This window comes from Helicobacter pylori (assembly GCF_014496485.1).
Taxonomy (GTDB): Bacteria; Campylobacterota; Campylobacteria; order Campylobacterales; family Helicobacteraceae; genus Helicobacter; species Helicobacter pylori_DD.
In genome coordinates this window covers 34,604-56,293 of the sequence record NZ_JACTAX010000004.1, presented here as the reverse complement: position 1 = coordinate 56,293, position 21,690 = coordinate 34,604, and the positions used below count along the sequence as shown (strand labels likewise).

General features: G+C 38.4%; 20 protein-coding genes and 2 pseudogenes. 8 read left to right on the top strand and 14 right to left on the bottom strand.

Features of this window, described 5'->3' with window-relative positions; translation table 11 throughout:
- The first annotated feature begins 177 nt into the window (after positions 1-177).
- The 4 genes from acpP (at position 178) to IC572_RS03300 (ending at position 3,633) form a co-directional block, all read left to right on the top strand.
- Positions 178-414 (top strand): acyl carrier protein, encoded by a 237-nt coding sequence (gene acpP, locus IC572_RS03315; protein ID WP_001163104.1) that lies wholly within the window; start codon positions 178-180, stop codon positions 412-414.
- Between the two features lie 103 nt (positions 415-517).
- On the top strand, positions 518-1,756 hold the full coding sequence (locus IC572_RS03310; protein WP_001864351.1) for a beta-ketoacyl-ACP synthase II: 1,239 nt from the start codon (positions 518-520) through the stop codon (positions 1,754-1,756).
- Between the two features lie 22 nt (positions 1,757-1,778).
- Entirely contained in the window at positions 1,779-2,717 is a 939-nt protein-coding gene (gene accA / locus IC572_RS03305) for an acetyl-CoA carboxylase carboxyl transferase subunit alpha (protein WP_000312020.1), read from the top strand.
- A 478-nt stretch (positions 2,718-3,195) separates the two neighbouring features.
- On the top strand, positions 3,196-3,633 hold the full coding sequence (locus IC572_RS03300) for a hypothetical protein (protein WP_021174714.1): 438 nt from the start codon (positions 3,196-3,198) through the stop codon (positions 3,631-3,633).
- 70 nt (positions 3,634-3,703) lie between these two features.
- Here IC572_RS03300 and IC572_RS03295 read toward each other — a convergent pair whose 3' ends face one another.
- Genes IC572_RS03295 through rpmE form a run of 5 tightly spaced genes read right to left on the bottom strand, consistent with a single transcriptional unit; the run spans position 3,704 to position 7,287 of the window.
- Positions 3,704-4,525: a hypothetical protein gene (locus IC572_RS03295; RefSeq protein WP_078291052.1), complete on the bottom strand. Its 822-nt coding sequence runs from the start codon at positions 4,523-4,525 to the stop codon at positions 3,704-3,706.
- Positions 4,522-5,487: a sialidase gene (locus IC572_RS03290; protein ID WP_187855065.1), complete on the bottom strand. Its 966-nt coding sequence runs from the start codon at positions 5,485-5,487 to the stop codon at positions 4,522-4,524. The genes IC572_RS03295 and IC572_RS03290 overlap by 4 nt, the downstream gene beginning before the upstream one ends.
- 12 nt (positions 5,488-5,499) lie before the next feature.
- Complete coding sequence (gene rlmB / locus IC572_RS03285; protein WP_187855064.1) at positions 5,500-6,183, bottom strand: 23S rRNA (guanosine(2251)-2'-O)-methyltransferase RlmB; 684 nt, start codon at positions 6,181-6,183, stop codon at positions 5,500-5,502.
- A 12-nt stretch (positions 6,184-6,195) separates the two neighbouring features.
- Positions 6,196-7,059: a 16S rRNA (cytidine(1402)-2'-O)-methyltransferase gene (rsmI, locus tag IC572_RS03280; RefSeq protein WP_187855063.1), complete on the bottom strand. Its 864-nt coding sequence runs from the start codon at positions 7,057-7,059 to the stop codon at positions 6,196-6,198.
- 24 nt (positions 7,060-7,083) lie between these two features.
- Complete coding sequence (gene rpmE, locus IC572_RS03275; protein WP_000715278.1) at positions 7,084-7,287, bottom strand: 50S ribosomal protein L31; 204 nt, start codon at positions 7,285-7,287, stop codon at positions 7,084-7,086.
- 264 nt (positions 7,288-7,551) lie between these two features.
- Here rpmE and rho point away from each other — a divergent pair, with 264 nt between their 5' ends.
- Genes rho through IC572_RS03260 form a run of 3 tightly spaced genes read left to right on the top strand, consistent with a single transcriptional unit; the run spans position 7,552 to position 10,539 of the window.
- On the top strand, positions 7,552-8,868 hold the full coding sequence (rho, locus tag IC572_RS03270; RefSeq protein WP_187855062.1) for a transcription termination factor Rho: 1,317 nt from the start codon (positions 7,552-7,554) through the stop codon (positions 8,866-8,868).
- Between the two features lie 37 nt (positions 8,869-8,905).
- Positions 8,906-9,673, top strand: coding sequence for a glutamate racemase (murI, locus tag IC572_RS03265; RefSeq protein WP_121090006.1), 768 nt, complete (start codon positions 8,906-8,908; stop codon positions 9,671-9,673).
- A gap of 11 nt (positions 9,674-9,684) precedes the next feature.
- On the top strand, positions 9,685-10,539 hold the full coding sequence (locus tag IC572_RS03260) for an SEL1-like repeat protein (RefSeq protein ID WP_187855061.1): 855 nt from the start codon (positions 9,685-9,687) through the stop codon (positions 10,537-10,539).
- 91 nt (positions 10,540-10,630) lie between these two features.
- On the opposite strand, the gene csd6 is transcribed toward IC572_RS03260, so the two are convergent.
- From csd6 to IC572_RS03230, 6 genes and pseudogenes are all read right to left on the bottom strand, one after another.
- Positions 10,631-11,623, bottom strand: coding sequence for a cell shape-determining L,D-carboxypeptidase Csd6 (csd6, locus tag IC572_RS03255; RefSeq protein WP_187855060.1), 993 nt, complete (start codon positions 11,621-11,623; stop codon positions 10,631-10,633).
- On the bottom strand, positions 11,620-12,525 hold the full coding sequence (era, locus tag IC572_RS03250; protein ID WP_187855128.1) for a GTPase Era: 906 nt from the start codon (positions 12,523-12,525) through the stop codon (positions 11,620-11,622). The genes csd6 and era overlap by 4 nt, the downstream gene beginning before the upstream one ends.
- Positions 12,525-13,856 (bottom strand): HslU--HslV peptidase ATPase subunit, encoded by a 1,332-nt coding sequence (gene hslU, locus IC572_RS03245; RefSeq protein ID WP_187855059.1) that lies wholly within the window; start codon positions 13,854-13,856, stop codon positions 12,525-12,527. The genes era and hslU overlap by 1 nt, the downstream gene beginning before the upstream one ends.
- Positions 13,856-14,398: an ATP-dependent protease subunit HslV gene (gene hslV / locus IC572_RS03240; protein ID WP_000461003.1), complete on the bottom strand. Its 543-nt coding sequence runs from the start codon at positions 14,396-14,398 to the stop codon at positions 13,856-13,858. The genes hslU and hslV overlap by 1 nt, the downstream gene beginning before the upstream one ends.
- Positions 14,399-14,401: 3 nt before the next feature.
- Entirely contained in the window at positions 14,402-14,851 is a 450-nt protein-coding gene (gene rplI / locus IC572_RS03235; RefSeq protein ID WP_164500531.1) for a 50S ribosomal protein L9, read from the bottom strand.
- 62 nt (positions 14,852-14,913) lie between these two features.
- Positions 14,914-16,979 (bottom strand): annotated as a pseudogene (locus IC572_RS03230) (GmrSD restriction endonuclease domain-containing protein).
- A 136-nt stretch (positions 16,980-17,115) separates the two neighbouring features.
- Between IC572_RS03230 and glnA the strand changes: the two are divergent.
- The gene (gene glnA, locus IC572_RS03225; protein WP_187855058.1) at positions 17,116-18,561 is read left to right on the top strand and encodes a type I glutamate--ammonia ligase; all 1,446 of its coding nucleotides are present in this window, start codon (positions 17,116-17,118) and stop codon (positions 18,559-18,561) included.
- A 357-nt stretch (positions 18,562-18,918) separates the two neighbouring features.
- On the opposite strand, the pseudogene IC572_RS03220 reads toward glnA, so the two are convergent.
- The 3 genes and pseudogenes from IC572_RS03220 to glcD all read right to left on the bottom strand — a co-directional run bounded on the left by IC572_RS03220 (position 18,919) and on the right by glcD (position 21,689).
- Positions 18,919-19,092 (bottom strand): annotated as a pseudogene (locus IC572_RS03220) (urease-enhancing factor).
- 430 nt (positions 19,093-19,522) lie between these two features.
- Positions 19,523-20,287, bottom strand: coding sequence for a 4-hydroxy-tetrahydrodipicolinate reductase (gene dapB / locus IC572_RS03215; protein WP_187855057.1), 765 nt, complete (start codon positions 20,285-20,287; stop codon positions 19,523-19,525).
- A 22-nt stretch (positions 20,288-20,309) separates the two neighbouring features.
- Positions 20,310-21,689, bottom strand: coding sequence for a glycolate oxidase subunit GlcD (glcD, locus tag IC572_RS03210; RefSeq protein WP_187855056.1), 1,380 nt, complete (start codon positions 21,687-21,689; stop codon positions 20,310-20,312).
- Position 21,690: the final 1 nt, after the last annotated feature.

The following is a 21,690-nucleotide window of genomic DNA, read 5'->3' as shown; positions in this document are numbered from 1 at the left end:
CATGCTAACATTATGAGGTTATTCTAAAACAAAGAGGTTATTGTCAAATGGGGATTATTTACTTAATATTGTTTCTCATTATAATTTATTTGTTGTATAGAATTTTAGATGTTTTGGAGCAAAAATAAACGCTCCAATGATTCAATTTAATTTTTACAAGACAAGGGAGTTTTAATCATGGCTTTATTTGAAGATATTCAGGCAGTTATTGCTGAGCAGTTGAATGTGGATACGGCACAAGTTACGCCAGAGGCGGAATTTGTAAAGGATTTGGGTGCGGACTCTTTAGATGTCGTGGAATTAATCATGGCGTTAGAAGAAAAGTTTGGCATTGAGATTCCTGATGAACAAGCGGAAAAAATCGTCAATGTGGGCGATGTGGTGAAGTATATTGAGGACAATAAACTAGCTTAATCTTTTTAACTTGGAGCGTTTGTCTCCAGGTTTTAGTCAAAAATTTAGCTTTAGCTAAAATCTAGTTTTATTGAATGAAAGTTTTTGAAATGAGGAGCTATTGGTGCGTCGGATTGTAGTAACTGGAATGGGAATGATCAATTCGCTAGGTTTAAATAAAGAAGATTCTTTTTTAGCGATCGCTAAGGGAGAATGCGGTATCAAACACATAGAAAGTTTTGATGCGAGCGCGTTTCCTGTGCGTATTGCTGGAGAAATCACTGACTTTGACCCTACAGAGGTGATGAATCCCAAAGATGTTAAGAAGGCGGGTCGTTTCATTCAATTAGCCTTGAAAGCCACAAGAGAGGCGATGAAAGATAGTGGGATTTTAGACGCTCACAATAGATGCCCTGAAGAATTGGCAAACCGCATGGGCGTAAGCTCTGGCTCTGGGATTGGCGGGTTAGGTAATATTGAAGCGAATTCCATTTTTTGTTTTGAAAAAGGCCCTAGAAAAGTCAATCCCTTTTTCATCACTTCTGCGTTAGTGAACATGATTGGTGGTTTCACTTCCATTGAATTTGGCATTAAAGGGCCTAACCTCTCTAGCGTAACAGCTTGTGCAGCAGGCACTCATGCGATTATTGAAGCCGTTAAAACCATTTTGCTTAATGGGGCTGATAAAATGCTAGTCGTGGGAGCGGAATCCACCATTTGTCCTGTAGGGATCGGAGGGTTTGCGAGCATTAAAGCCCTTTCTACAAGGAATGATGAGCCTAAAAAAGCTTCAAGACCTTTTGATAAGGATCGCAATGGTTTTGTAATGGGCGAAGGCGCTGGGGCTTTAGTGCTTGAAGAATACGAGAGCGCGAAAAAAAGAGGGGCTAAAATTTATGCGGAATTTGCCGGGTATGGCGAGAGCGGCGATGCTAACCACATCACAGCCCCAGCCCCTGAGGGTGAAGGGGCTTTTAGAGCCATGAAAATGGCTTTAGAAATGGCAAAAGTGGAAGTAGGCTATGTGAACGCCCATGGGACTAGCACGCATTATAATGATTGGTATGAAAGCATCGCTCTAAAAAATGTGTTTGGCTCTAAAGAAAAAGTCCCTCCTGTTAGCTCCACTAAAGGGCAGATTGGGCATTGCTTGGGCGCTGCGGGTGCGTTAGAAGCCGTTATTTCTATCATGGCCATGAATCAAGGGATCTTACCTCCTACCATCAATCAAGAAACGCCTGACCCAGAATGCGATTTGGATTATATCCCTAATACGGCCAGAGAAAAACAAGTGGATGCGGTGATGAGTAACTCATTTGGTTTTGGTGGCACTAATGGTGTTGTGATTTTCAAAAAAGCCTAGTTTTACAAAGTTAGGATTTTGAATGGCCGTTTATTTAGATTTTGAAAATCATATTAAAGAGATTCAAAATGAAATTGAATTAGCCCTTATTAGAGGCGATGAGGACGCTAAAGAAATCTTAGAAAAAAGATTGGATAAGGAAGTTAAAAGCATTTATTCCAATCTCACTGATTTTCAAAAACTCCAATTAGCGAGACACCCTGACAGACCCTACGCTATGGATTACATTGATCTCATCTTAAAAGATAAGTATGAAGTCTTTGGGGATAGGCACTATAACGATGATAAAGCGATCGTGTGTTTTATAGGGAAAATTGATAATGTCCCGGTTGTGGTGATCGGAGAAGAAAAAGGCAGAGGGACTAAAAACAAGCTCTTAAGAAATTTTGGCATGCCTAACCCTTGTGGCTATCGTAAGGCTTTGAAAATGGCGAAATTTGCTGAAAAATTTAATTTGCCTATTTTAATGCTTGTAGATACAGCCGGGGCGTATCCGGGGATTGGTGCAGAGGAAAGAGGCCAGAGTGAAGCGATCGCTAAAAACCTCCAAGAGTTCGCTTCTTTAAAAGTCCCTACTATTTCTGTAATTATCGGTGAAGGGGGCAGTGGTGGTGCGTTAGCGATTGCGGTAGCTGACAAGTTGGCTATGATGGAATATTCCATTTTTAGCGTTATATCCCCAGAAGGTTGCGCAGCGATTCTTTGGGATGACCCTAGCAAGACTGAAGTGGCTATTAAAGCGATGAAAATCACGCCTAGAGATTTAAAGGAGGCGGGGCTTATTGATGATATTATTTTAGAGCCTAGCAAAGGGGCTCATAGAGACAAATTTTCAGCGGCTAACACGATTAAAGAGTATTTTTTAGACGCTCTAAGGACTATCCAACAAGACCCTCATTTCCTTGACAACCGCTATCAAAAATTGATGTCGCTTGGCTCGTTTGTGGAGGGCATGAATTAGATCTATAAAAAACTTTACCTTAATGAAATATTGATAACTGGTTCTTTAACTTTTAAGATTGTGTTTTTAAACTTTATTTTAAACCCATTTTCTTAAAGAAATAAGGGGTATTTTGAAATCATTCTCCCCCTACAACTAAAATCTCCCCTAAATCCCTAAAGACCGCTTTTAAAAATACCGCTTGATAAAATCAGGCTCTCTATTATCCAATCTTAAAAATGCAATATTTTTTTATAACCAACGCTCAATAAAAACAAAGCCAAATTTTTCACGACTTGCTATCATTTTAGAAAAAAGCGGATATTTTACATAGTTTGTAAATAATATAAAAAACATCATTATGTTACCAATCTGCTATTCTATCCTTTTGTTTGAATATAAAAAGACAATCATCATGATCAGAGTATTGAATGAAAGCATTCTTATTTTACAATACAAAAGTTAGGTCTAATGGTATTTTAAAAAAGAAAGAAATCCTATGGTTACACATGAAAAAATCAAAAGCCGCTTTTCTAGGAATTGGTCTTTAAGGAATAGGGGTAGGCATTTTGCATCTGCAAGCGTGTATTTTTTCTCACTTCTTGTCATTACAGCGGTTAATAGAAGTAGTGCAGTTGCTTGGTTATTGATGCCTGAACATTTGATTGGGTGGTTTTTGATTTCTTTTAGTGGGGAATTTGTAGCAGACATGGCGTTTGGCAAAAAAAGTAAAATCCTTAAAACCCGCTTTGGAATTTCTATTGTGAGCGGCGTTTCACTATTGCTTGGCGCTTTACCAGCGCATTTGTTTTTTGTATGGTTTGGTTTCATTAATTGGTGGGCTGTCTTTTTTATAGAAGCGGGAGCTGATCTATTGGTGGGCTGTGTGATACAAAAGATTTTTTTTGGTAAATATTGGGTGGATCGCTATTATTAAGGCTCTCTTTTTTTAAGTCTAAAAGCACATTTTCTTATATTCCAATCAATTGGATAAGGGTTACCCCTACTTAAGGCATCGCATCAAAAACCACGCTGATCCCATTTTTTAAAATGATAGGGTTTTTCGCGTCAGTGATATGGATAAAACGCACGCCATCAAGCAAGTTAAGAGCGATTTCTTGTTGTCTGTTTTCTTTAGCAATGATTTGAATGATCTTTAAGTTTTCATCATAAAAAATGATTTTGGGTTGCCACAAAGGGTTATTAGAGCTTATTTTTAAATACGCGTTTTGATTCACGCTCAGCCAGTATTTCCCACTCGCTTCCTTAAACTCCACAGGATCGCTGCTCAAAACTAAAGCTCTCGCATTAGGGAGCTTGACTTCTTGTAAAGAAAAATCGTATTCCCACTCTTTCAAGGATATGCGCCTAATATCCACAAAATTAAAACCATGCCTTTTCATCGTCTCTATCAAAATGTTAGGGTCTAAAACGTATTCCGTTTTAAGCTCGTATGAAAAAACATTCTCGCCTGAAGAACTTTGCATTTTAATAGGCAAAACATACGAATACCCCATCATGTTCAAAGAATTATTGATGCTTTTGGCAAACGCTAGGGGATTGCTTGAAGCCTTGAAAGTGATTTTCAACATGCTTGGCTTGTCAAAATTAAAAGACAAAAGCCCGTTTTCTTTGAGAGTGTTGAGCAGTTTCAAGGAATCCAAACGCCCCATCACATAGAAATCCTTACGATTTTTAAACAAACGCTCTAAAAAAAGCTTGTTCGTATGGTAAGCTCGCTCCCCCATTAAATTCTCAACCTTATCGTTTAAAGCGTCAGCGTTTAAAAGCATTCCCCCAACAATAAAAGCTAAAAAAAGGTTTTTCATTGCTGGAGTTCTTTGTATTGGGCCTCGTTGATGAGCGTTAAGCCTTTATTTGGCTCGTATAAAAACCGCCTGGTTTTGCTGTCGTTATATTCTTGTTCTTGATGGTTGTTTTTAAGACTAAGATGCCCATGCCCAAAACGCAACAACAGGCGGTGGTTTTTGGTTTCTAAAGAATAATTTTTTTTAAAAACCTTTTGAAAGGAATTTTTTTTCTCATCTAAATCAATCACTTCTACCCAAACATCTTTTTTAGGGATAATATAAATGGTGTTAGGATCTTCTTTGATCACTTCTTTTTCTTGCTTGTCTTGTTCTTTTGGTTTTTCTTCTAGTTTAGGCGTTGACTCTGGCTTGTTTTCTTCTGTAGGATTAACTTTATTGAAAGAATTCTTTTTAGTGCCGGATTTAATAGCGCTTTCTTGCCCTCTTTCTTCTTTTAAAGAAGAGCTGTTTTGAATGATAACGACCGCCAAAACAATGACAACCACTCCTAAAACCAAAACAAAGGGTTTCCATTTGGAAGATTTTTTGGATAATGAAGTATTGGCCTGATTGATGCTATAATCTATCTCAACTTTCAAAGGGTTTTTTGTTTTTTCTTCGGGGTCTGTTTCTTGATTTTGCTCTTCGCTCACACCCTCTTTAAAAGTGCACGCCTTATCAAATTCTTTCATCCATGCGCTCAAATCAATTTTATACTCGCGCTCTAAAATCTGTATAAAACCCCTAGCACGCACCCTCGATAAAGACTCATAGCGCTTTTCCAAGATAGAATGGATATTTTTAGAAGCGATTTTAGTCGCTTTGCAAATTTCCGCCACTCCAACTTCTTTTAAAATCTGCAAATTTTTATCTAAATTTTTAAGCGATAATTCTTCTAAAGCCGTGCCAGAAATATCTTTAGAAACGTTTTGAACATCAGAAAGATCTAAATTTTCTAAACTTTTTTTATTCTGTTCCATTCAATTGACCACCTAGTTGATTTTATCCATTAAGATCCCTGCTGCCACGCTCACATTGAGCGAATCAAAATCCCTTCGCATTTTTACGCTCAATATAGTATCCATTTTAGCAAGGATTTTTTTAGACAACCCCTCATGTTCACTCCCCAAAAAAAGAGCGCATTTTTTTAAGGATAGATTTTCTATTTGACTAGAGCCTTGCATGCTCGCGCCCAAACATAAAAACCCGCTCGTTTTCAATTCGTTGATTAAATCCAGCGTGTTAGGCGCAACGCTAAAAGGCAAATCATACATAAGCCCCAAGCTGGATCGCACAATCCCCTCATAAGCCAATTCTTTAGCAAAATCTAAAATAACGCCATCCATTCCTAAACAATACGCGCTCCTAAAAATACCCCCAATATTCCCCACATCCGTAATGCCACAAAGCACCAAAAGTTTTTGAGCTTTTTTAATTTCTTTTAAAGAAGTAGCTAAAGGCAGTTCTACTTTAGCTAAAACCCCTTGATGGTTCCCCCCTTTAGCCAAGCTTTGCGCTTTTTTATTATCCACTTTGATGATATTAGGGCATGCTTTTTTGAGCGCGAAAAAAAGCTTTTTGTCTATTTCTTTAGAAAGATAGATTTCTTGCAATTTTTCTTTGTGAGAGTTTAGAAGGTGCATAATCACCTGCTTGCCATAAATTACTGCTTGCATGCTAAACCCCTTTTATTGATCTTTTTCTTCTAACAAACGCTGGAAATAAAGCTCTTTAGCGTTTTTTTGTGTCATAGCGGCTTCAATTTTAGCCTTAATTTTAGGAGGCAAATCCAACTCCAATAACGCCGATAGCCCCATGCAAGGCTCTATTTTTTTCTCGTTCAAAAGCACTAAAACCCACTCCCCTTGGATATTATTTTGTTGCAACCGCTCTATGATTTGAGAAACCTCTCCTAAATAATACTGCTGATGGAGTTTGGTAAGCTCTTTAGCCGCAAACAAATGCATGCCTTGAGCCAAATCGTTTAAATCCTTTAAAGTCTCTAACAATCGGTGCGGGCTTTCATAAAAAACCACCGGGGTTTTTTCTTCCAAATACGCTAAAGCGTTTAAAATTTTAGCGATTTTTAAGCGCCTTTCCTTACTCTTATGAGGTAAAAAGCCAGCATAAAAAAACCGCCCTTCTAAAAACCCGCTCGCGCAAAACGCCGTAGTGAGCGCGTTAGCCCCAGGCAAAACATCGTATTGAATGTTATGTTTCAAAGCGTAAGCGGCTAAACTCATGCCTGGATCGCTCAAGCTTGGCATGCCCGCATCGCTCATCACAGCGATTTCTTTGTCAAAAAAAGAAGGCTCTATTTGGTTTAAAAATTCCTGATCATTATGCGAATGGAAAGCGATAAACTCCCTTTTTTTAGCAGCGATATTTGGGAAAGAATGGCTGATAATAGGGTTTTGTGCAAGCAAGTGCAACAACCTCTTACTCACCCTTGTATCCTCGCATAAAAAAATCTCGCAACGCTCTAAAACTTCTAGTGTGCGTAGCGTAATGTCAGCGAGATTACCTATAGGAGTGGGCAAAAAATACAGCACAAAAAGCCACGCTTTTTAAAAGAGTTACTTCAAGTTATAGCGTTGCTTGAATTTCTCTACTCTCCCTGCAGTGTCAGCGATTTTATCGCTACCGGTATAGAAAGGGTGGCAAAAGCTAGAAATATCAATACGCATTTCAGGTTTGGTGCTTAAAACTTCAATTTCCTTTCCGCTCGTTACGCAAGTAACTTTGCATGGGATATATTCGGGGTGAATGCCTTTTTTCATCAAGTATCCTTTATTTTTAAATTTAAACTTAAAATTATAGCGCAAGTAACAACAAATTAAAACCACTCTAAAGTTAAAATAAAATTTGACTTTGTTAAAAAAATTATGATAGCATAGCAAAGCATTACGAAATTCAACACTTGTGGCATGGGCCACTTATTAGCATCTTTTGGTTACACTAATTTTTTAAGAATGCTTTAGCTTTTTGTATTTTTATCTTAATTGCAACAAACTAGAAATCTCTTTTTGTTAAAAGGAAATTTAATGAACGAAAACGCGCCTACGCACAAAAGTTCGCACAAAGTCAAAACACACACGCCAGTGAGCGGTTATCACATTGAAGATTTACGCACCTACCCTACTGAAAAGCTTTTAGAAATCGCTAACAAGCTCAAAGTGGAAAACCCCCAAGAATTCAAACGACAAGACTTGATGTTTGAAATTTTAAAAACCCAAGTTACGCAAGGCGGATACATTCTTTTTACCGGTATTTTAGAAATCATGCCTGATGGCTATGGCTTTTTAAGAGGGTTTGATGGGAGTTTTTCAGACGGGCATAATGACACTTATGTTAGCCCTTCTCAAATCAGGCGTTTTGCTTTAAGGAATGGCGATATTGTTACCGGTCAAGTGCGATCCCCCAAAGACCAGGAAAAATACTACGCCCTTTTAAAAATAGAAGCCATCAATTATTTGCCTTCAGATGAGATTAAAAACCGCCCTTTGTTTGACAATCTAACCCCCCTATTTCCTGATGAACAAATCAAATTAGAATACGAATCCACTAAAGTTACCGGCAGAATGCTAGATTTATTCAGCCCTGTGGGGAAAGGTCAAAGGGCTTTGATCGTTGCGCCACCAAGAACCGGGAAAACAGAGCTGATGAAAGAACTCGCCCAAGGCATCACTTCTAACCACCCTGAAGTGGAGCTGATTATCCTTTTAGTGGATGAGCGTCCTGAAGAAGTTACGGATATGCAACGAAGCGTTAAAGGTCAAGTTTTTAGTTCCACTTTTGATTTGCCCGCTAATAACCACATAAGAATCGCTGAATTAGTCTTAGAAAGGGCTAAAAGGCGAGTGGAAATGGGTAAAGATGTGGTGATTTTATTAGATTCTATCACCCGTTTAGCTAGAGCGTATAACGCTGTAACGCCTTCAAGCGGTAAGGTTTTAAGTGGAGGCGTGGATGCGAACGCCTTGCATAGGCCCAAGCGCTTTTTTGGAGCCGCAAGGAATATTGAAGAAGGCGGGAGCTTGACGATTATCGCTACGGCGTTGATTGAAACGGGATCTAGAATGGATGAGGTGATTTTTGAAGAATTTAAAGGCACCGGGAATAGCGAAATCGTTTTAGCGAGGAATATTGCGGACAGGCGTATTTATCCGGCCTTTGATATTTTAAAATCCGGCACACGAAAAGATAATATCTTGCTTGGCAAAGACCGATTGACTAAAGTGTGGGTTTTAAGGAATGTGATGCAACAAATGGACGACATAGAAGCCTTAAGCTTTGTGTATTCTAAAATGCAACAAACTAAGGACAATGAAGAATTTTTAAATTTAATGAATGAAAAATAAAATCCCTAATTAATCCCATTAAATTAAAAAAAGTGTCATGAAAATAGGCGTTTTTGATAGCGGTGTGGGAGGGTTTAGCGTTTTAAAAAGCCTTTTAAAAGCACAACTATTTGATGAAATCATCTATTATGGCGATAGCGCTAGAGTGCCTTATGGCACTAAAGACCCCACCACGATCAAGCAATTTGGCTTAGAGGCTTTGGATTTTTTCAAACCGCACCAGATTAAATTATTGATTGTGGCATGCAACACAGCGAGCGCTCTAGCTTTAGAAGAGATGCAAAAGCATTCCAAAATCCCTATTGTGGGCGTGATTGAGCCAAGCATTTTAGCGATCAAACAACAAGTAAAAGATAAAAACGCCCCTATTTTAGTGCTAGGGACAAAAGCAACGATTCAATCTAACGCTTATGATAACGCCCTGAAACAACAAGGCTATTTGAATGTTTCGCATTTAGCTACTTCTCTTTTTGTGCCTTTGATTGAAGAAAGTATTTTAGAGGGCGAATTGCTAGAAACTTGCATGCGTTATTATTTCACTCCCTTAAAGATTTTACCTGAAGTGATTATTTTAGGTTGCACGCATTTTCCCTTAATCGCTCAAAAAATTGAGGGCTATTTCATGGGGCATTTTGCCCTTTCAACCCCCCCCCTACTCATCCATTCGGGCGATGCTATTGTGGAATATTTGCAGCAAAAATACGCCCTTAAGAAAAATGCACACGCATTCCCTAAAGTGGAATTTCATGCGAGCGGTGATGTGATCTGGCTAGAAAAACAGGCTAAAGAATGGCTCAAATTGTAAAAGGACTTGACATGTTTAAAGATTTTTATCGCACCACCCTCTCTTTTTTAAAGCCTTTATTGCTTTTACTAGTTTTATTGTTGCCGTTTTCACTTTGTATAGCTGATGAATATATTAGCATCAGTGATGATTGGGATGAAAGGGCGCGAAATCAGTGGGATGAAATTGCACGAAATCATAAGACATATTATTTTGAAAATGGTTTAGACCATTTTAATCAAGGCCAATACAAGCAAGCCTTTAAGGATTTTAAATTGGCTCAAGAATACAGCATTGGGCTTGGCAGCGTTTATTTAGCCAAAATGTATTTGGAGGGAAAGGGCGTGAAAGTGGATTACAAAAAAGCGCAATTCTATGCACAAAACGCTATCAAAGGGTATGGGAGCGGGTTGTTAGGGGGCGCTCTTATTTTAGGACGCATGCAAGCGCAAGGCTTAGGGATGAAAAAGGATTTGAAACAAGCGCTTAAGACTTACAGGCATGTGGTTCGCATGTTTTCTAATAAAAGCACAAATTATTTTGCTAACAATTTTAGATTACCAAACCTTGCGTTCACTAGTATGCTTATTGGATCGCGATTCATTGATCTTTCAGGTTTGAGCGCGAATCCTGAAAAATTTGGAAAGAAGTTTGGAATACTTGTTAAGAAATCCACTCAAATCAAAGATAAGACACTTCTTTGGGAAGATATTGCTGAAATTTCAAGCAATATTATTTTACTCAAACAACAAATGGGGGAGATCCTTTATAGAATTGGGATCGCTTATAAAGAAGGGCTTGGCACTAGAAAGAAAAAGAACAGAGCTAAAAAATTCCTGCAAAAATCCGCAGAATTTGGCTATGAAAAAGCCATGGAAGCTCTGTAGTTTTTAATCAAACTTGTATCCTTGTATCAAAGCTTTAAGGAATAGGAAAATCCGCTTAGATTACCCTAATTAAAACAGAGCCTTATTTTTCTTATTTTTCCATTATGATAGACACTTGATTGTTTTCAATCTCTATATAGAGTTCTTTTTGAGAATTAGAGCTATAAGAGAGCTTGTTTTGCTGGTAGGCTTTGTAGTCTTGGTCAAACGCCACATAAAACAAGCGTTTGTTTTGAGAGTTGGGGTAAGGGATCACATTGATAGAAGAAAAAGCGATATTCTTTTTTTCATTTTTTGCAAACACCCTTTTTTTATACTCTTTAAAAGCGTTAAAACTCATGCCGTCATAACGAGTGAAATCGGGGTTATAAAAACGCATGTAGCGTTCAAAATCACCCCTAGTCCAAGCTTCTTTCCATTGGAAAAGGGAGCTTAAAATCATGCTCAATTCCTCTTTAGTGCTAGGGGAAAACTTGTCTTCATAAGTGATAAGGAACGCTTTTTCGCCTTTTAACACTTTATCATAAGAGCTTAGAATAGGGTTTTCAATCGCAATGCAACCCTTAGTGTTCAATTCATTCCTATCGCCATTTAAAGGCATTCCATGCACCCAAATGCCATGCCCGGTGCGTTTTTTCAAGGTGTCATACAAATTAGGGTAATTCGTTACAAAAGCCAAAACGCCATAATATTGATCCAAGCGCTCTAATTTCTGCGTGATACGATACACTCCAATAGGCGTGGCCAAATCGCCCTCTAAAGTTTTATCGCCCTTTTTAGAGCCTACAAGGGCTTTAGAGCTGTTGATTTTTTTAAGCATGTTGTTTTCTATCTCATAAAATTCCAAACTGGGCTTGGATTTATCCGCCACAAATAAAAACTGCTTGTTTTGATAATAGCCAAAATCCGTGTCCTTATTTTGAAGCTCTTCTGCCCAAAAAGATTTATCCGCTAAATAAGAATCCAGCTTTTGACCCACCACTTCCAAGCCTTGTTTTTGATAAAGGCGTATGATTTCTAACAAACGATCACTAGCATTCAATCCCACAAACCCCATTAACAGAGCCGATAATATTTTTTTCAATCCATACCCCTTTTATGGATATAGCCCAGTTTTTGCAAGCTCTTTTCTTCCTTGCTCCATGATCTTTGAGCGATCACTTGCAAGTTTAAAAAAACCTTTTTTTCGCCCACTTCTTGCATTTTTAATCGCGCGTTAGTTCCGATGCGTTTGATATTCACCCCGTTTTTGCCTATCACGATTTTTTTTTGGCTTTCTTTTTCTACGATAATGCGCACATACACCTTATCTATGCGTTCTTCTTCTATAAATTTATCAATCATCACATCGCTTTCATAAGGGATTTCATCGCTCAAAAAATCAAACAAACTCTCTCTAATGATTTCCTTATAAATATCGCGCATTTTTTCATCGCTCATTAAATCCTTTTCAAAAAGCCATGCGCTAGGGCTTAAATGCTTACTGATGCATTCTAAAAGCGCGTTTAAATTTTGAGATTTTTTCGCGCTCAAAGGTATTAAATCTAAAAATTGCGATGAATATTTTTGATACTCTTGTAATTTTTGTAAAACCTGCTTATGCGTGGCTGTGTCAATCTTGCTCAAAGCCAAGATATGGGGTTTTTGGCACAAACTCAAAAACTCTTCATAGCCTTTTAAATCATCATGCACAGAAGCCAAAAAAACGCACAATTCAGCATCGCCCATCGCTTTTAAAGCCTGTGAGAGCATGCACTGGTTGAGTAATTTTTCTTGATGATGGAGCCCTGGTGTGTCTAAAAAAATGATTTGGCTCTCATACCCTTCTTTATCTTTGAAAGGCACGATGCATTTCATCAATTTTCTGGTCGCATTAGCCTTATGCGAAACAAGGGCTAAATGAGCGTTTAATAAAGTGTTTAAAAGAGTGCTTTTTCCAGCGTTTGGTTTGCCTATAAGAGCTACAAAGCCCGCCTTAGTTTTCATCATAAAATATACTTCACTAAATTTTCATCAGCCACTAAATCCCCTAGCTTTGATTGGACCAATTCTTTAGTGATAGTAACCTTTTGCCCAGAATAATCCTCCGCTTCAAAACTAATGTCTTCTAGCACTTTTTCAATGGTGGTGTGCAACCTTCTAGCGCCTATATCTTCGCTTTTTTGATTGGCGTTATAAGAAAGTTTGGCTAACTCTTTGATCGCATCGTCTTCAAACGCAATTTCTACGCCCTCCACTTTTAAAAGGGCTTGGTATTGCTTGATGATAGAGGTTTTAGTTTGAGTTAAAATCATATACATGATTTCTTCGGTTAAATTCTCTAACTCCACCCTTAAAGGGAAACGCCCCTGCAATTCAGGGATGAGATCGCTTGGTTTAGAAAGATGAAACGCCCCTGCTGCAATGAATAGAATATGCTCCGTTTTGATAGAACCATACTTCGTATTCACCACACTCCCCTCCACAATCGGCAACAAATCCCTTTGAACCCCCTCTTTACTGGGATCTTGACGGCTTCCTTCTTTAGAGCTTACAGCGATCTTATCAATTTCATCAATAAAAATCACCCCTGAACTTTCCGCGCGCTTCAAGCCTTCCATTTTAATGGCTTCGCTGTCTAAAAGCGTGTCGCTAATTTCTGCTTTTAGGGCTTCTTTAGCCTCTTTAACGCTTAAAGTTTTTTTGACTTTATCCTGTTCTTTATGGAAAACCTTAATCAAGTTTTCTTGAACCCTTAAAATTTCAGGCGGCACATTAGAATCAATCTCTATGCTTTTTTTACGCACTTCAATTTCAATTTCTCTACTATCCAACTCGCCTTGCGCGATTCTTTGTTGCATTTTTAAAAGGCTGTTAGCGTATTCTTGTTTTTTTTCTTCGCTCACGCCATTAGGCAAGGGGGGTAGGAGTTTTTTAGCGATTTTTTCTATAACCGCCTCTTCAATCTTGTCTTTTAATTTTTCTTTATGCTCATTTTCCACTAAAAGCACGCTGTTATTGACTAAATCCCTTACCATAGACTCCACATCACGCCCCACAAAACCCACTTCCGTGTATTTGCTCGCTTCCACTTTCACAAAGGGGAGTTTCATGATTTTTGCTATTCTTCTTGCGATTTCAGTTTTACCCACACCAGTAGAGCCAATCATTAAAATGTTTTTAGGCGTGATTTCTTCTTGTAAGGATTTTTCCAGTTGTAAACGCCTGTAACGATTCCTAAAAGCGATAGCGATAGACTTTTTAGCTTCCTTTTGCCCAATGATGTATTCATCCAAATAAGCGACAATTTCTCGTGGGGTCATATTCAATTTAGACATTAAAGCTCCAAAATTTTAATATTCGTGTTGGTGTAAATGCAAAGATCCCCTGCGATTTTTAAGGACTCTTCTACAAGTTTTTTAGGCTCTAAATGAGCGAAATGATCTAAAGCCCTAGCCGCGCTTAAGGCGTAATTCCCCCCACTCCCAATAGCAGCGATCTTATTGTCTTCAGCCTCTAAAACATCGCCCGTGCCGCTCAAAATAAAAATGTGATCCAAATTTAAAACGATCATCATCGCTTCCAGTCGGCGTAAATACTTGTCTTTGCGCCATTCTTTGCTGAAATCCACCACGCTTTTAAACAAATCCCCTTTTTTGCTCTCTAAAATGCGTTCAAACATATCAAACAAACTAAAAGCGTCCGCGGTGCTTCCGGCAAATCCGCTTAAAACCTGGTTGTGATACAAGCTTCTGATTTTTGTCGCATTGGCTTTGACTACGCAATTACCCAAAGTTACCTGCCCATCGCCTCCAATGAAAGCGAACTTCTTATTATCAAATTCCCCTCTATAGCCCAAAATCGTTGTCGCTTCAAACATTTTCTACTCAGCCACCACATCAATTTTAAACGCGCCCGCAATCCCCGATCCAAGCTTGACTTCAATCTCATAAATCCCTGTGCTTTTAATTGGGTGTTTGAGCTCGATGTCTTTTTTATCTAAATTTAAACTCGCATGTTGCTCTTTCAAACGCTCTGTGATCTCTTCTTTCGTGATCGCTCCAAATAAAGAGCCGTTCGCGCCGACTTTTTTATGGATAGTCAGCGTGATGGTCTGTAAAGTTTCTACCATTTGCAATTTTTGCGCCTTTTCTAGGGCTTCTTTTTCCGCTTTCTTTTTAGCTTCGGCTTTGTATTTGTTGATCACTTCGTTAGTGGCGAGTTTGGCTTTTTTGTTAGCGATTAGAAAGTTATTCCCATAGCCATCTTTAACCTCACACACTTCACCCGCTTTGCCTAAATTTTTCACATCTTCTAGTAATAGAACTTTCATCATATCCCCTTTAAGTTGTAAGTAATTTGTAATTATACTCTTTATTTTAATAAGTTGGGTTTTTATTGCCTGTTCTTACCACCCATCTGCTTTTCTAAAGCCTGTTTGATTAACCCCAAACAATAAGGGATATTCTCTTTTGCTTCTAGCTTGACTTCTATGTCCCCATTCCCATTATGATGTTTATTAGTCATATCTTCTGCCAAATTTTTTTCATCTTGCAGTTCATTAAATGGCATATTTAAATACAATTTTAAGTCTTTTGTTTGCACAACAATATCCACAAAATTTGTTTTAAACTTATAAGCTATATATGCTTTCATAAAGCTTTCGGTTATCCTTTCATCAAGAGCTTTAATCTCTTTGCTTAAAATATCAAATAATTCCCTTGAATGAGAACCAAACTTATAAGAGCTTAAATCATAAGCCTTTTTTTCTTTCTTGGGTTTATACTTCTCTAATGTTTCTGCATCTAGCTTGGGGTAAGTCCAAATCTTTAAAGCCCAATCCGCTAAATCATTAGCTCTTTTTTCAATCTCTTTTTCGCCAAAAGACAAATCTTTTAAACTTTGATTGAGTCTCAACGGGCTTTGTTTGAAGCCCTTCTCCATATCTCTTTTTTCTTGGAAAGAATTGTTGCTATACTCTTGGTTATAACCGGTTAGAGTGAGATTGCCTATTGTGTGGAGGTATTTCTCGTGTATCGCTTTAAAATTTTCACCCAAATCCCTTTCCCATTCTAAATTAAGGGTTTGAGACATTATATGTTCTATGCTGCATTTTTGAGTATTGACCGGCTCTTTTGTGTCAAAATTTTCTAACCTTTCAAGAAAGTATTTAATTTTTTGAAGCTTATAAAAATCTATCGTGATAAAAGAATCTTTAAACTCTTCATTGTTTGGAAATCTTTGCTTCCCTTTTAGCGACCCAAAATGCTTCTCTACGCTTTTAAGGTATTGCTTCTTATCAATCTTTTTTGTAAAAGAGGGAAAGATTTTATTGAGACCATTTGCGCCAAGCCCACACACCGTCCTTCTGCAAATATAGCTCTCTGTTAAAGCGATAATAGGGATAAAATCCTGCTTGGATAAAACGCCATCGCTATAATCGCCATAAAGCTCCAATAATAGCGGATACACCACATCCATTTCCAAATCTACAAGAAAACTTAAAGCCTTGTTTAAATCTTTATCGGCTTCTTTTTTGAATGCAATCTGGCAAAAATACCCGCAATATTTTTGTAAATCTTGGAGCAATACCTCTGTCTCTATCCCCCTTTCTTGTTGGTAACGCTTGAAAGCTTCATAAACTTTATTGATATTGGGGATTTCTCTTGTTTTGATCGTGAGGTAATGCCGGACAAACCGATTAAACAATGTTTCATTTTGTTTAAAATCCTCCTCCATAGCCCTCCAATACTTCTTATAAAAAATCTTTTGTTTTTCGGGCTCTAATCCCATTAAAATATAGTTTCTGATCAGATCCGTTTGCGTGAGTTCGATACCTTTTGAGTTCATGCTCTCAAAAATAAGTTGAGGATCATCTTTTCCTTTTTTAAAGCAATCCAAACTATCATGAGTTTGTCTAATCCTTTAAAAATGGTTTCTAGTTTGTCGGTGTTTTTACGGATCCATTCTTCAAATAATTTGAAATTTTCCATTATTTTTGATGAAGGCTCGCTCGGTTTTCTTTTGTTTTTATCAATCAAAAACAGCAAGGTGTCTTTATCAGACTCTGATAAGATGAGCCTGAATTTCTTATCGCCGTCCTTATCGCTGTTAATAAGATAGCTCTCTATTTCTTTACGCGAAAATTTTTCCAAAATTTCAACTTCTTCGCTTAAGTGATTCCTTAAAGCGATGAATAAAAGCGTGATAGTAGTGAGCCTTTGTTGGCCGTCAATGATGAGTAATGGGCTAGAGTGCGTAGCATCAACTCGCACATACAAAATAGAACCGATAAAATGCCCGTTCATCTTATCATTCCCACCAATTTTTATAATATCATCCCATAATTGTTTGCATTGTTCCTTTTCCCAACTATACAACCTCTGATAGATAGGAATGACAAATTGATTGTTTTGATTTTCTTCAAAAAATCCTAATAGTGTGGTTGCGTCTGCTTTCATAATAACACTCCTTGATTTAGCGGATTTTACCGCATGCATCTTAATCAAACTTGATACAGATTTTACTTTTTTACCCCATAAATGCTATAATCACCCCTATCAATCAAACTCAATTCATAACAATTAAAGGTGGTTAATGATAGTAAGAACTCAAAATAGTGAAAGCAAGATCAAAGAATTTTTTGAATTTTGCAAAGAAAATGAAGTGGAATTTGTGGATTTTAGATTCAGCGATATTAAAGGCACTTGGAACCACATCGCTTATTCTTTTGGGGCTTTGACGCATGGCATGCTTAAAGAGGGGATTCCTTTTGATGCGAGTTGTTTTAAAGGCTGGCAAGGCATTGAACACTCCGATATGATTTTAACCCCCGATTTGGTGCGTTATTTCATTGACCCTTTTAGCGCGGATGTGAGCGTGGTCGTGTTTTGCGATGTGTATGATGTGTATAAAAACCAGCCTTATGAGAAATGCCCTAGAAGTATCGCTAAAAAAGCCTTACAACATTTAAAAGATTCAGGTTTGGGCGATGTGGCTTATTTTGGCGCGGAGAATGAATTTTTTATCTTTGATTCCATTAAGATTAAAGACGCTTCCAATTCCCAATACTACGAAGTGGATAGCGAAGAGGGCGAATGGAATCGAGACAAGAGCTTTGAAAATGGCGTCAATTTTGGGCATAGACCAGGCAAGCAAGGGGGCTATTTGCCTGTGCCGCCAACGGATACGATGATGGATATTCGCACTGAAATTGTGAAAGTCTTAAACCAAGTGGGGCTAGAAACTTTTGTCGTCCATCATGAAGTCGCGCAAGCGCAAGGCGAAGTGGGCGTGAAATTTGGGGATTTAGTGGAAGCGGCTGATAATGTCCAAAAACTCAAATATGTGGTTAAAATGGTCGCTCATTTAAATGGGAAAACCGCCACTTTCATGCCAAAACCCCTATATGGGGATAACGGGAGCGGGATGCACACCCATGTGAGCGTTTGGAAAAACAACGAAAACCTTTTTAGCGGCGAAACTTACAAGGGCTTGAGTGAGTTGGCGTTGCATTTTTTAGGGGGCGTGTTGCGCCACGCTAGAGGGTTGGCCGCTTTCACTAACGCTTCCACTAATTCTTACAAACGCCTGATTCCGGGATATGAAGCCCCATCTATTTTAACTTATTCGGCTAATAACAGGAGCGCGAGCGTGCGTATCCCTTATGGGATTTCTAAAAATAGTGCTAGGTTTGAATTCAGATTCCCGGACAGCTCATCAAACCCCTACTTGGCTTTTGCAGCGATTTTAATGGCGGGCATGGATGGCGTTAAAAATAAGATTGATCCCGGCGAAGCGATGGATATCAACCTTTTCAAATTGACTTTAGATGAAATTAGGGAAAAAGGTATCAAACAAATGCCCCACACTTTAAGGCGATCGTTAGAAGAAATGCTAGCCGATAAGCAGTATTTAAAAGAAAGTCAGGTCTTTAGCGAAGAATTTATTCAAGCCTATCAATCTCTTAAATTCAACGCTGAAGTGTTCCCATGGGAGAGCAAGCCCCATCCTTTTGAATTTATCACCACTTATTCATGCTAAAACAATGAGTGGGTTAATAATCCCACTCTAAAAGTTTAGAATAAGGAAAAAATACCTTATTTTTAAAAAGAGTGGTTGGAAAAATTGATTTTCTTTGCTTTTTAGATAAGTCTTACTTAACGCTTTTTAATTTTTTAAAAGTGGGGTTTTAGTCGCCTTAATTTAAGATTTTATTTTATGGTAGAAATTTATTTTCTTTAAGGGAACAGAGGGTATCTAAAATAACACCCCTAAAAAACCCAAGACCGCTTAAGAAGATACCACCTGACTTGGTATCAAGCTCTTTAATTCTTAATTATAAAAATGCTTTTAGTATTTTTTATCTTTTAAGAAACCCACCTAAAACCCAGTGCCGGTTTAGTCAGTGTGGTAAGGGCTACTAAAATCTTTGGGCGTGTGGTGTGCTTCTTTCTCTATAAACAAGCGTCTTTAACGCAAGCGACACGCAAAAGCGTCAAAATAAGTCTCAACGCTAGCGCAACCGCCGAGTAAAGAAGATCCAATGAACACGCTATTTCTAATGGTTTTCATTTTATATCCTTTTGTTTTAAAATTTTTAATAACTCAAATACTTTAATCATGCGTCTATGATAGTTAAGATTTATTATGAAAAAAAAGTAAATGGAACTCAAAACAACGGGAATAACGCTCTAAATCCCAACCAGAAACGCTACCCTTTGTAATCCTTAATAATTTTTGCTATAATAAAGCCCTAACTAAAATTACTCATTTTATTTTGGTTAGGCTTCTTGAATTAGAATTATAGTAGGTCTTGTTACACCCACCTTGTGTTATTAACCGCACAAGACAAGATCAATCCTTAAAAAAACAAACCCTTCCAATACAGCTTGATTGTCAGTAATATCCCTTATAGTATAGTAAAAACCTTTTAGTAAGGCTAAAAAGGGGAAATATTTCATCGTAAAAGCGTGAATTATTTATACAAAAAGAATTAAAACATTCAACCAAACATCTCGTTGATTTCATATTTTTTAGCGGTTTTATCTTTAAGCCATAGAGCCACTTCTAAAGCCCCTTTAGCAAAAATAGATCGGTTAGTCGCCGTATGGCTAAGTTCTATGTATTCGCCCTCTAAATAAAACCCTATCGTGTGCTTCCCGGCAACATCGCCCCCCCTTAAAGCGGCTATGCCAATGCTTTCTTTAGAGCGCAAACCTTCTCTGTGAGTGGTAAGAGCGTTTTTTTCATCATACCCCCTAGCCTTAGCGCAAGTTTCATACAAACTCAACGCCGTGCCGCTCGGAGCGTCTTTTTTGAGATTGTGGTGCGTTTCTACAATTTCAATATCCGCATCTTTTAATTTCAAAGAAGCTAAAAAGGCTAATTGGTTGAGCATTATAATCCCAAGAGACATGTTGTGTGCATGCAAAAGCGGCGCTTTTAAAGCTAATTGTTGCATTTTTCCTAGCGTTTCTTTTTCTAAACCGGTTGTGCCAGAAACTAAAATTTTAGGACATTCTAAAAGAGCCTCTAGCAAATGATCCACGCCTTTAGGTAAAGAAAAATCAATCACGCATTCGCATGCCCTCACAAACGCTTTTAAATCATTGGTTACTAAAGGGGCGTGTGAAAAAGAGCTGAAATCCGTTTCGCATTTTTGCCTGACAAACACGCTAGACAGCTCTAATCCCTTATACCCCCCTTTTAATTCTTCTAAGAGCAGTTTCCCTATACGACCGCTCGCTCCATAAACACCGATTTTCATGCACTTTCCTTGCTTTTAAACTTTATAGCCCCATTTTAAAAGGGTTTAAAATATTATTAGGATCAAGGGCTTTTTTAATATTCCTAAAAAGCTCCATTTCACTATGATTAAACGCTAAAGGCATGAATTTGGCTTTAGACAAGCCTATGCCATGCTCCCCGCTTAAAGTCCCCTCCAAACTAATGGCGGCCTGAAAAATCTCTTCCATAGCCTGATGCCCTTTTTCTAAATCCCTTTTAGGATCTTCTAGCATGATATTCACATGCACATTGCCATCGCCCGTATGCCCAAAGCAAGGGATTTTAAAGCCGTATTTTTGGCTTATTTTGGCGACTTCTTGCAACAAGCTCGGCAAACTCGCCCTAGGAACGGTTACATCTTCATTCAATTTCTTTTTACCATAAACGCTAATGCTTTGGGAAGCGTTACGCCTTGAAAACCATAAATCCTGCTCTTCTTGTTCGTTTTGAGCGATCTTAAAATCCACGCACCCATTGGCTTTGAAGTGCTTTTCTATCTCATTGAGTTGCCATGCGATCTGCTCTTTAACCACGCCATCCACTTGAGTGATGAGTATCGCTCCAGCGTCTTTGGGTAAGCCTTTAGAGAATCGTTCTTCAACCGCTTGGATACTCAAATTATCCAAAAATTCCATCGCCACAGGCGTAACGCCGCTACTCATCGTCTTATAAACAGCGTTCATGGCGTCTTCAATATGGTTAAAAACCCCCATTGCGCTTTGTTTTAGGGGCGGTTTGGCTAAAAGCTTTAAAGTGATTTCAGAAATCACGCCCAAACACCCCTCACTAGCGATCATCAGCCCTGCAACATTAAAACCGGCAACATCTTTGATGGTTTTTTTGCCTGCCCTTATGATTTCACCATTCGCTAAAACCACTCTCATCGCCATGACATAATCTTTAGTGATGCCGTATTTAGCCGCACGCATGCCACCGGCATTTTCAGCGACATTCCCCCCCAAAGTGCTTTGATTTTCACTCGCTGGATCTGGGGGGTAGAAGAGATTCAATTTTTCCACTTCGTTTTGGAAATGCTTGTTAATCACGCCCGGCTCTACTCTAGCGATTAAATTTTTAGTGTCAATCTCTAAAATCTTATCCAAATGCTTTTCCACGCTTAAAACTAGCCCCCCGCTCACGCTCAACGCCCCCCCTGTAAAACCGCTCCCAGCCCCCCTAGGCACAACGATAAGGCGGTGCTCGTTGCAATATTTTAAAATCTGACTGATTTCTCGCTCGTTTCTAGGGAAAATCACGCCACTAGGCAAATGCCTTTCTTTAGTAGCGTCATAGCAATAAGCGTTCAAATGCGCTAAATCGGTGAAAAAATCCTCTCCCCCTACTAGGTTTTTAAAGTATTGGATGTGTTGCTTCTCTAACATG

What these genes read in the sequence shown, in the direction of transcription:
- rplI (WP_164500531.1), bottom strand. Translation starts at nt 14,851, where the DNA reads ATGAAAGTTCTATTACTAGAAGATGTGAAAAATTTAGGCAAAGCGGGT.
- rho (WP_187855062.1), top strand. Translation starts at nt 7,552, where the DNA reads ATGAACGAAAACGCGCCTACGCACAAAAGTTCGCACAAAGTCAAAACA.
- acpP (WP_001163104.1), top strand. Translation starts at nt 178, where the DNA reads ATGGCTTTATTTGAAGATATTCAGGCAGTTATTGCTGAGCAGTTGAAT.
- hslU (WP_187855059.1), bottom strand. Translation starts at nt 13,856, where the DNA reads ATGTCTAAATTGAATATGACCCCACGAGAAATTGTCGCTTATTTGGAT.
- IC572_RS03260 (WP_187855061.1), top strand. Translation starts at nt 9,685, where the DNA reads ATGTTTAAAGATTTTTATCGCACCACCCTCTCTTTTTTAAAGCCTTTA.
- accA (WP_000312020.1), top strand. Translation starts at nt 1,779, where the DNA reads ATGGCCGTTTATTTAGATTTTGAAAATCATATTAAAGAGATTCAAAAT.
- rpmE (WP_000715278.1), bottom strand. Translation starts at nt 7,287, where the DNA reads ATGAAAAAAGGCATTCACCCCGAATATATCCCATGCAAAGTTACTTGC.
- hslV (WP_000461003.1), bottom strand. Translation starts at nt 14,398, where the DNA reads ATGTTTGAAGCGACAACGATTTTGGGCTATAGAGGGGAATTTGATAAT.
- dapB (WP_187855057.1), bottom strand. Translation starts at nt 20,287, where the DNA reads ATGAAAATCGGTGTTTATGGAGCGAGCGGTCGTATAGGGAAACTGCTC.
- rlmB (WP_187855064.1), bottom strand. Translation starts at nt 6,183, where the DNA reads ATGCAAGCAGTAATTTATGGCAAGCAGGTGATTATGCACCTTCTAAAC.
- glcD (WP_187855056.1), bottom strand. Translation starts at nt 21,689, where the DNA reads ATGTTAGAGAAGCAACACATCCAATACTTTAAAAACCTAGTAGGGGGA.
- era (WP_187855128.1), bottom strand. Translation starts at nt 12,525, where the DNA reads ATGAAAACTAAGGCGGGCTTTGTAGCTCTTATAGGCAAACCAAACGCT.
- IC572_RS03295 (WP_078291052.1), bottom strand. Translation starts at nt 4,525, where the DNA reads ATGAAAAACCTTTTTTTAGCTTTTATTGTTGGGGGAATGCTTTTAAAC.
- glnA (WP_187855058.1), top strand. Translation starts at nt 17,116, where the DNA reads ATGATAGTAAGAACTCAAAATAGTGAAAGCAAGATCAAAGAATTTTTT.
- IC572_RS03300 (WP_021174714.1), top strand. Translation starts at nt 3,196, where the DNA reads ATGGTTACACATGAAAAAATCAAAAGCCGCTTTTCTAGGAATTGGTCT.
- murI (WP_121090006.1), top strand. Translation starts at nt 8,906, where the DNA reads ATGAAAATAGGCGTTTTTGATAGCGGTGTGGGAGGGTTTAGCGTTTTA.
- IC572_RS03290 (WP_187855065.1), bottom strand. Translation starts at nt 5,487, where the DNA reads ATGGAACAGAATAAAAAAAGTTTAGAAAATTTAGATCTTTCTGATGTT.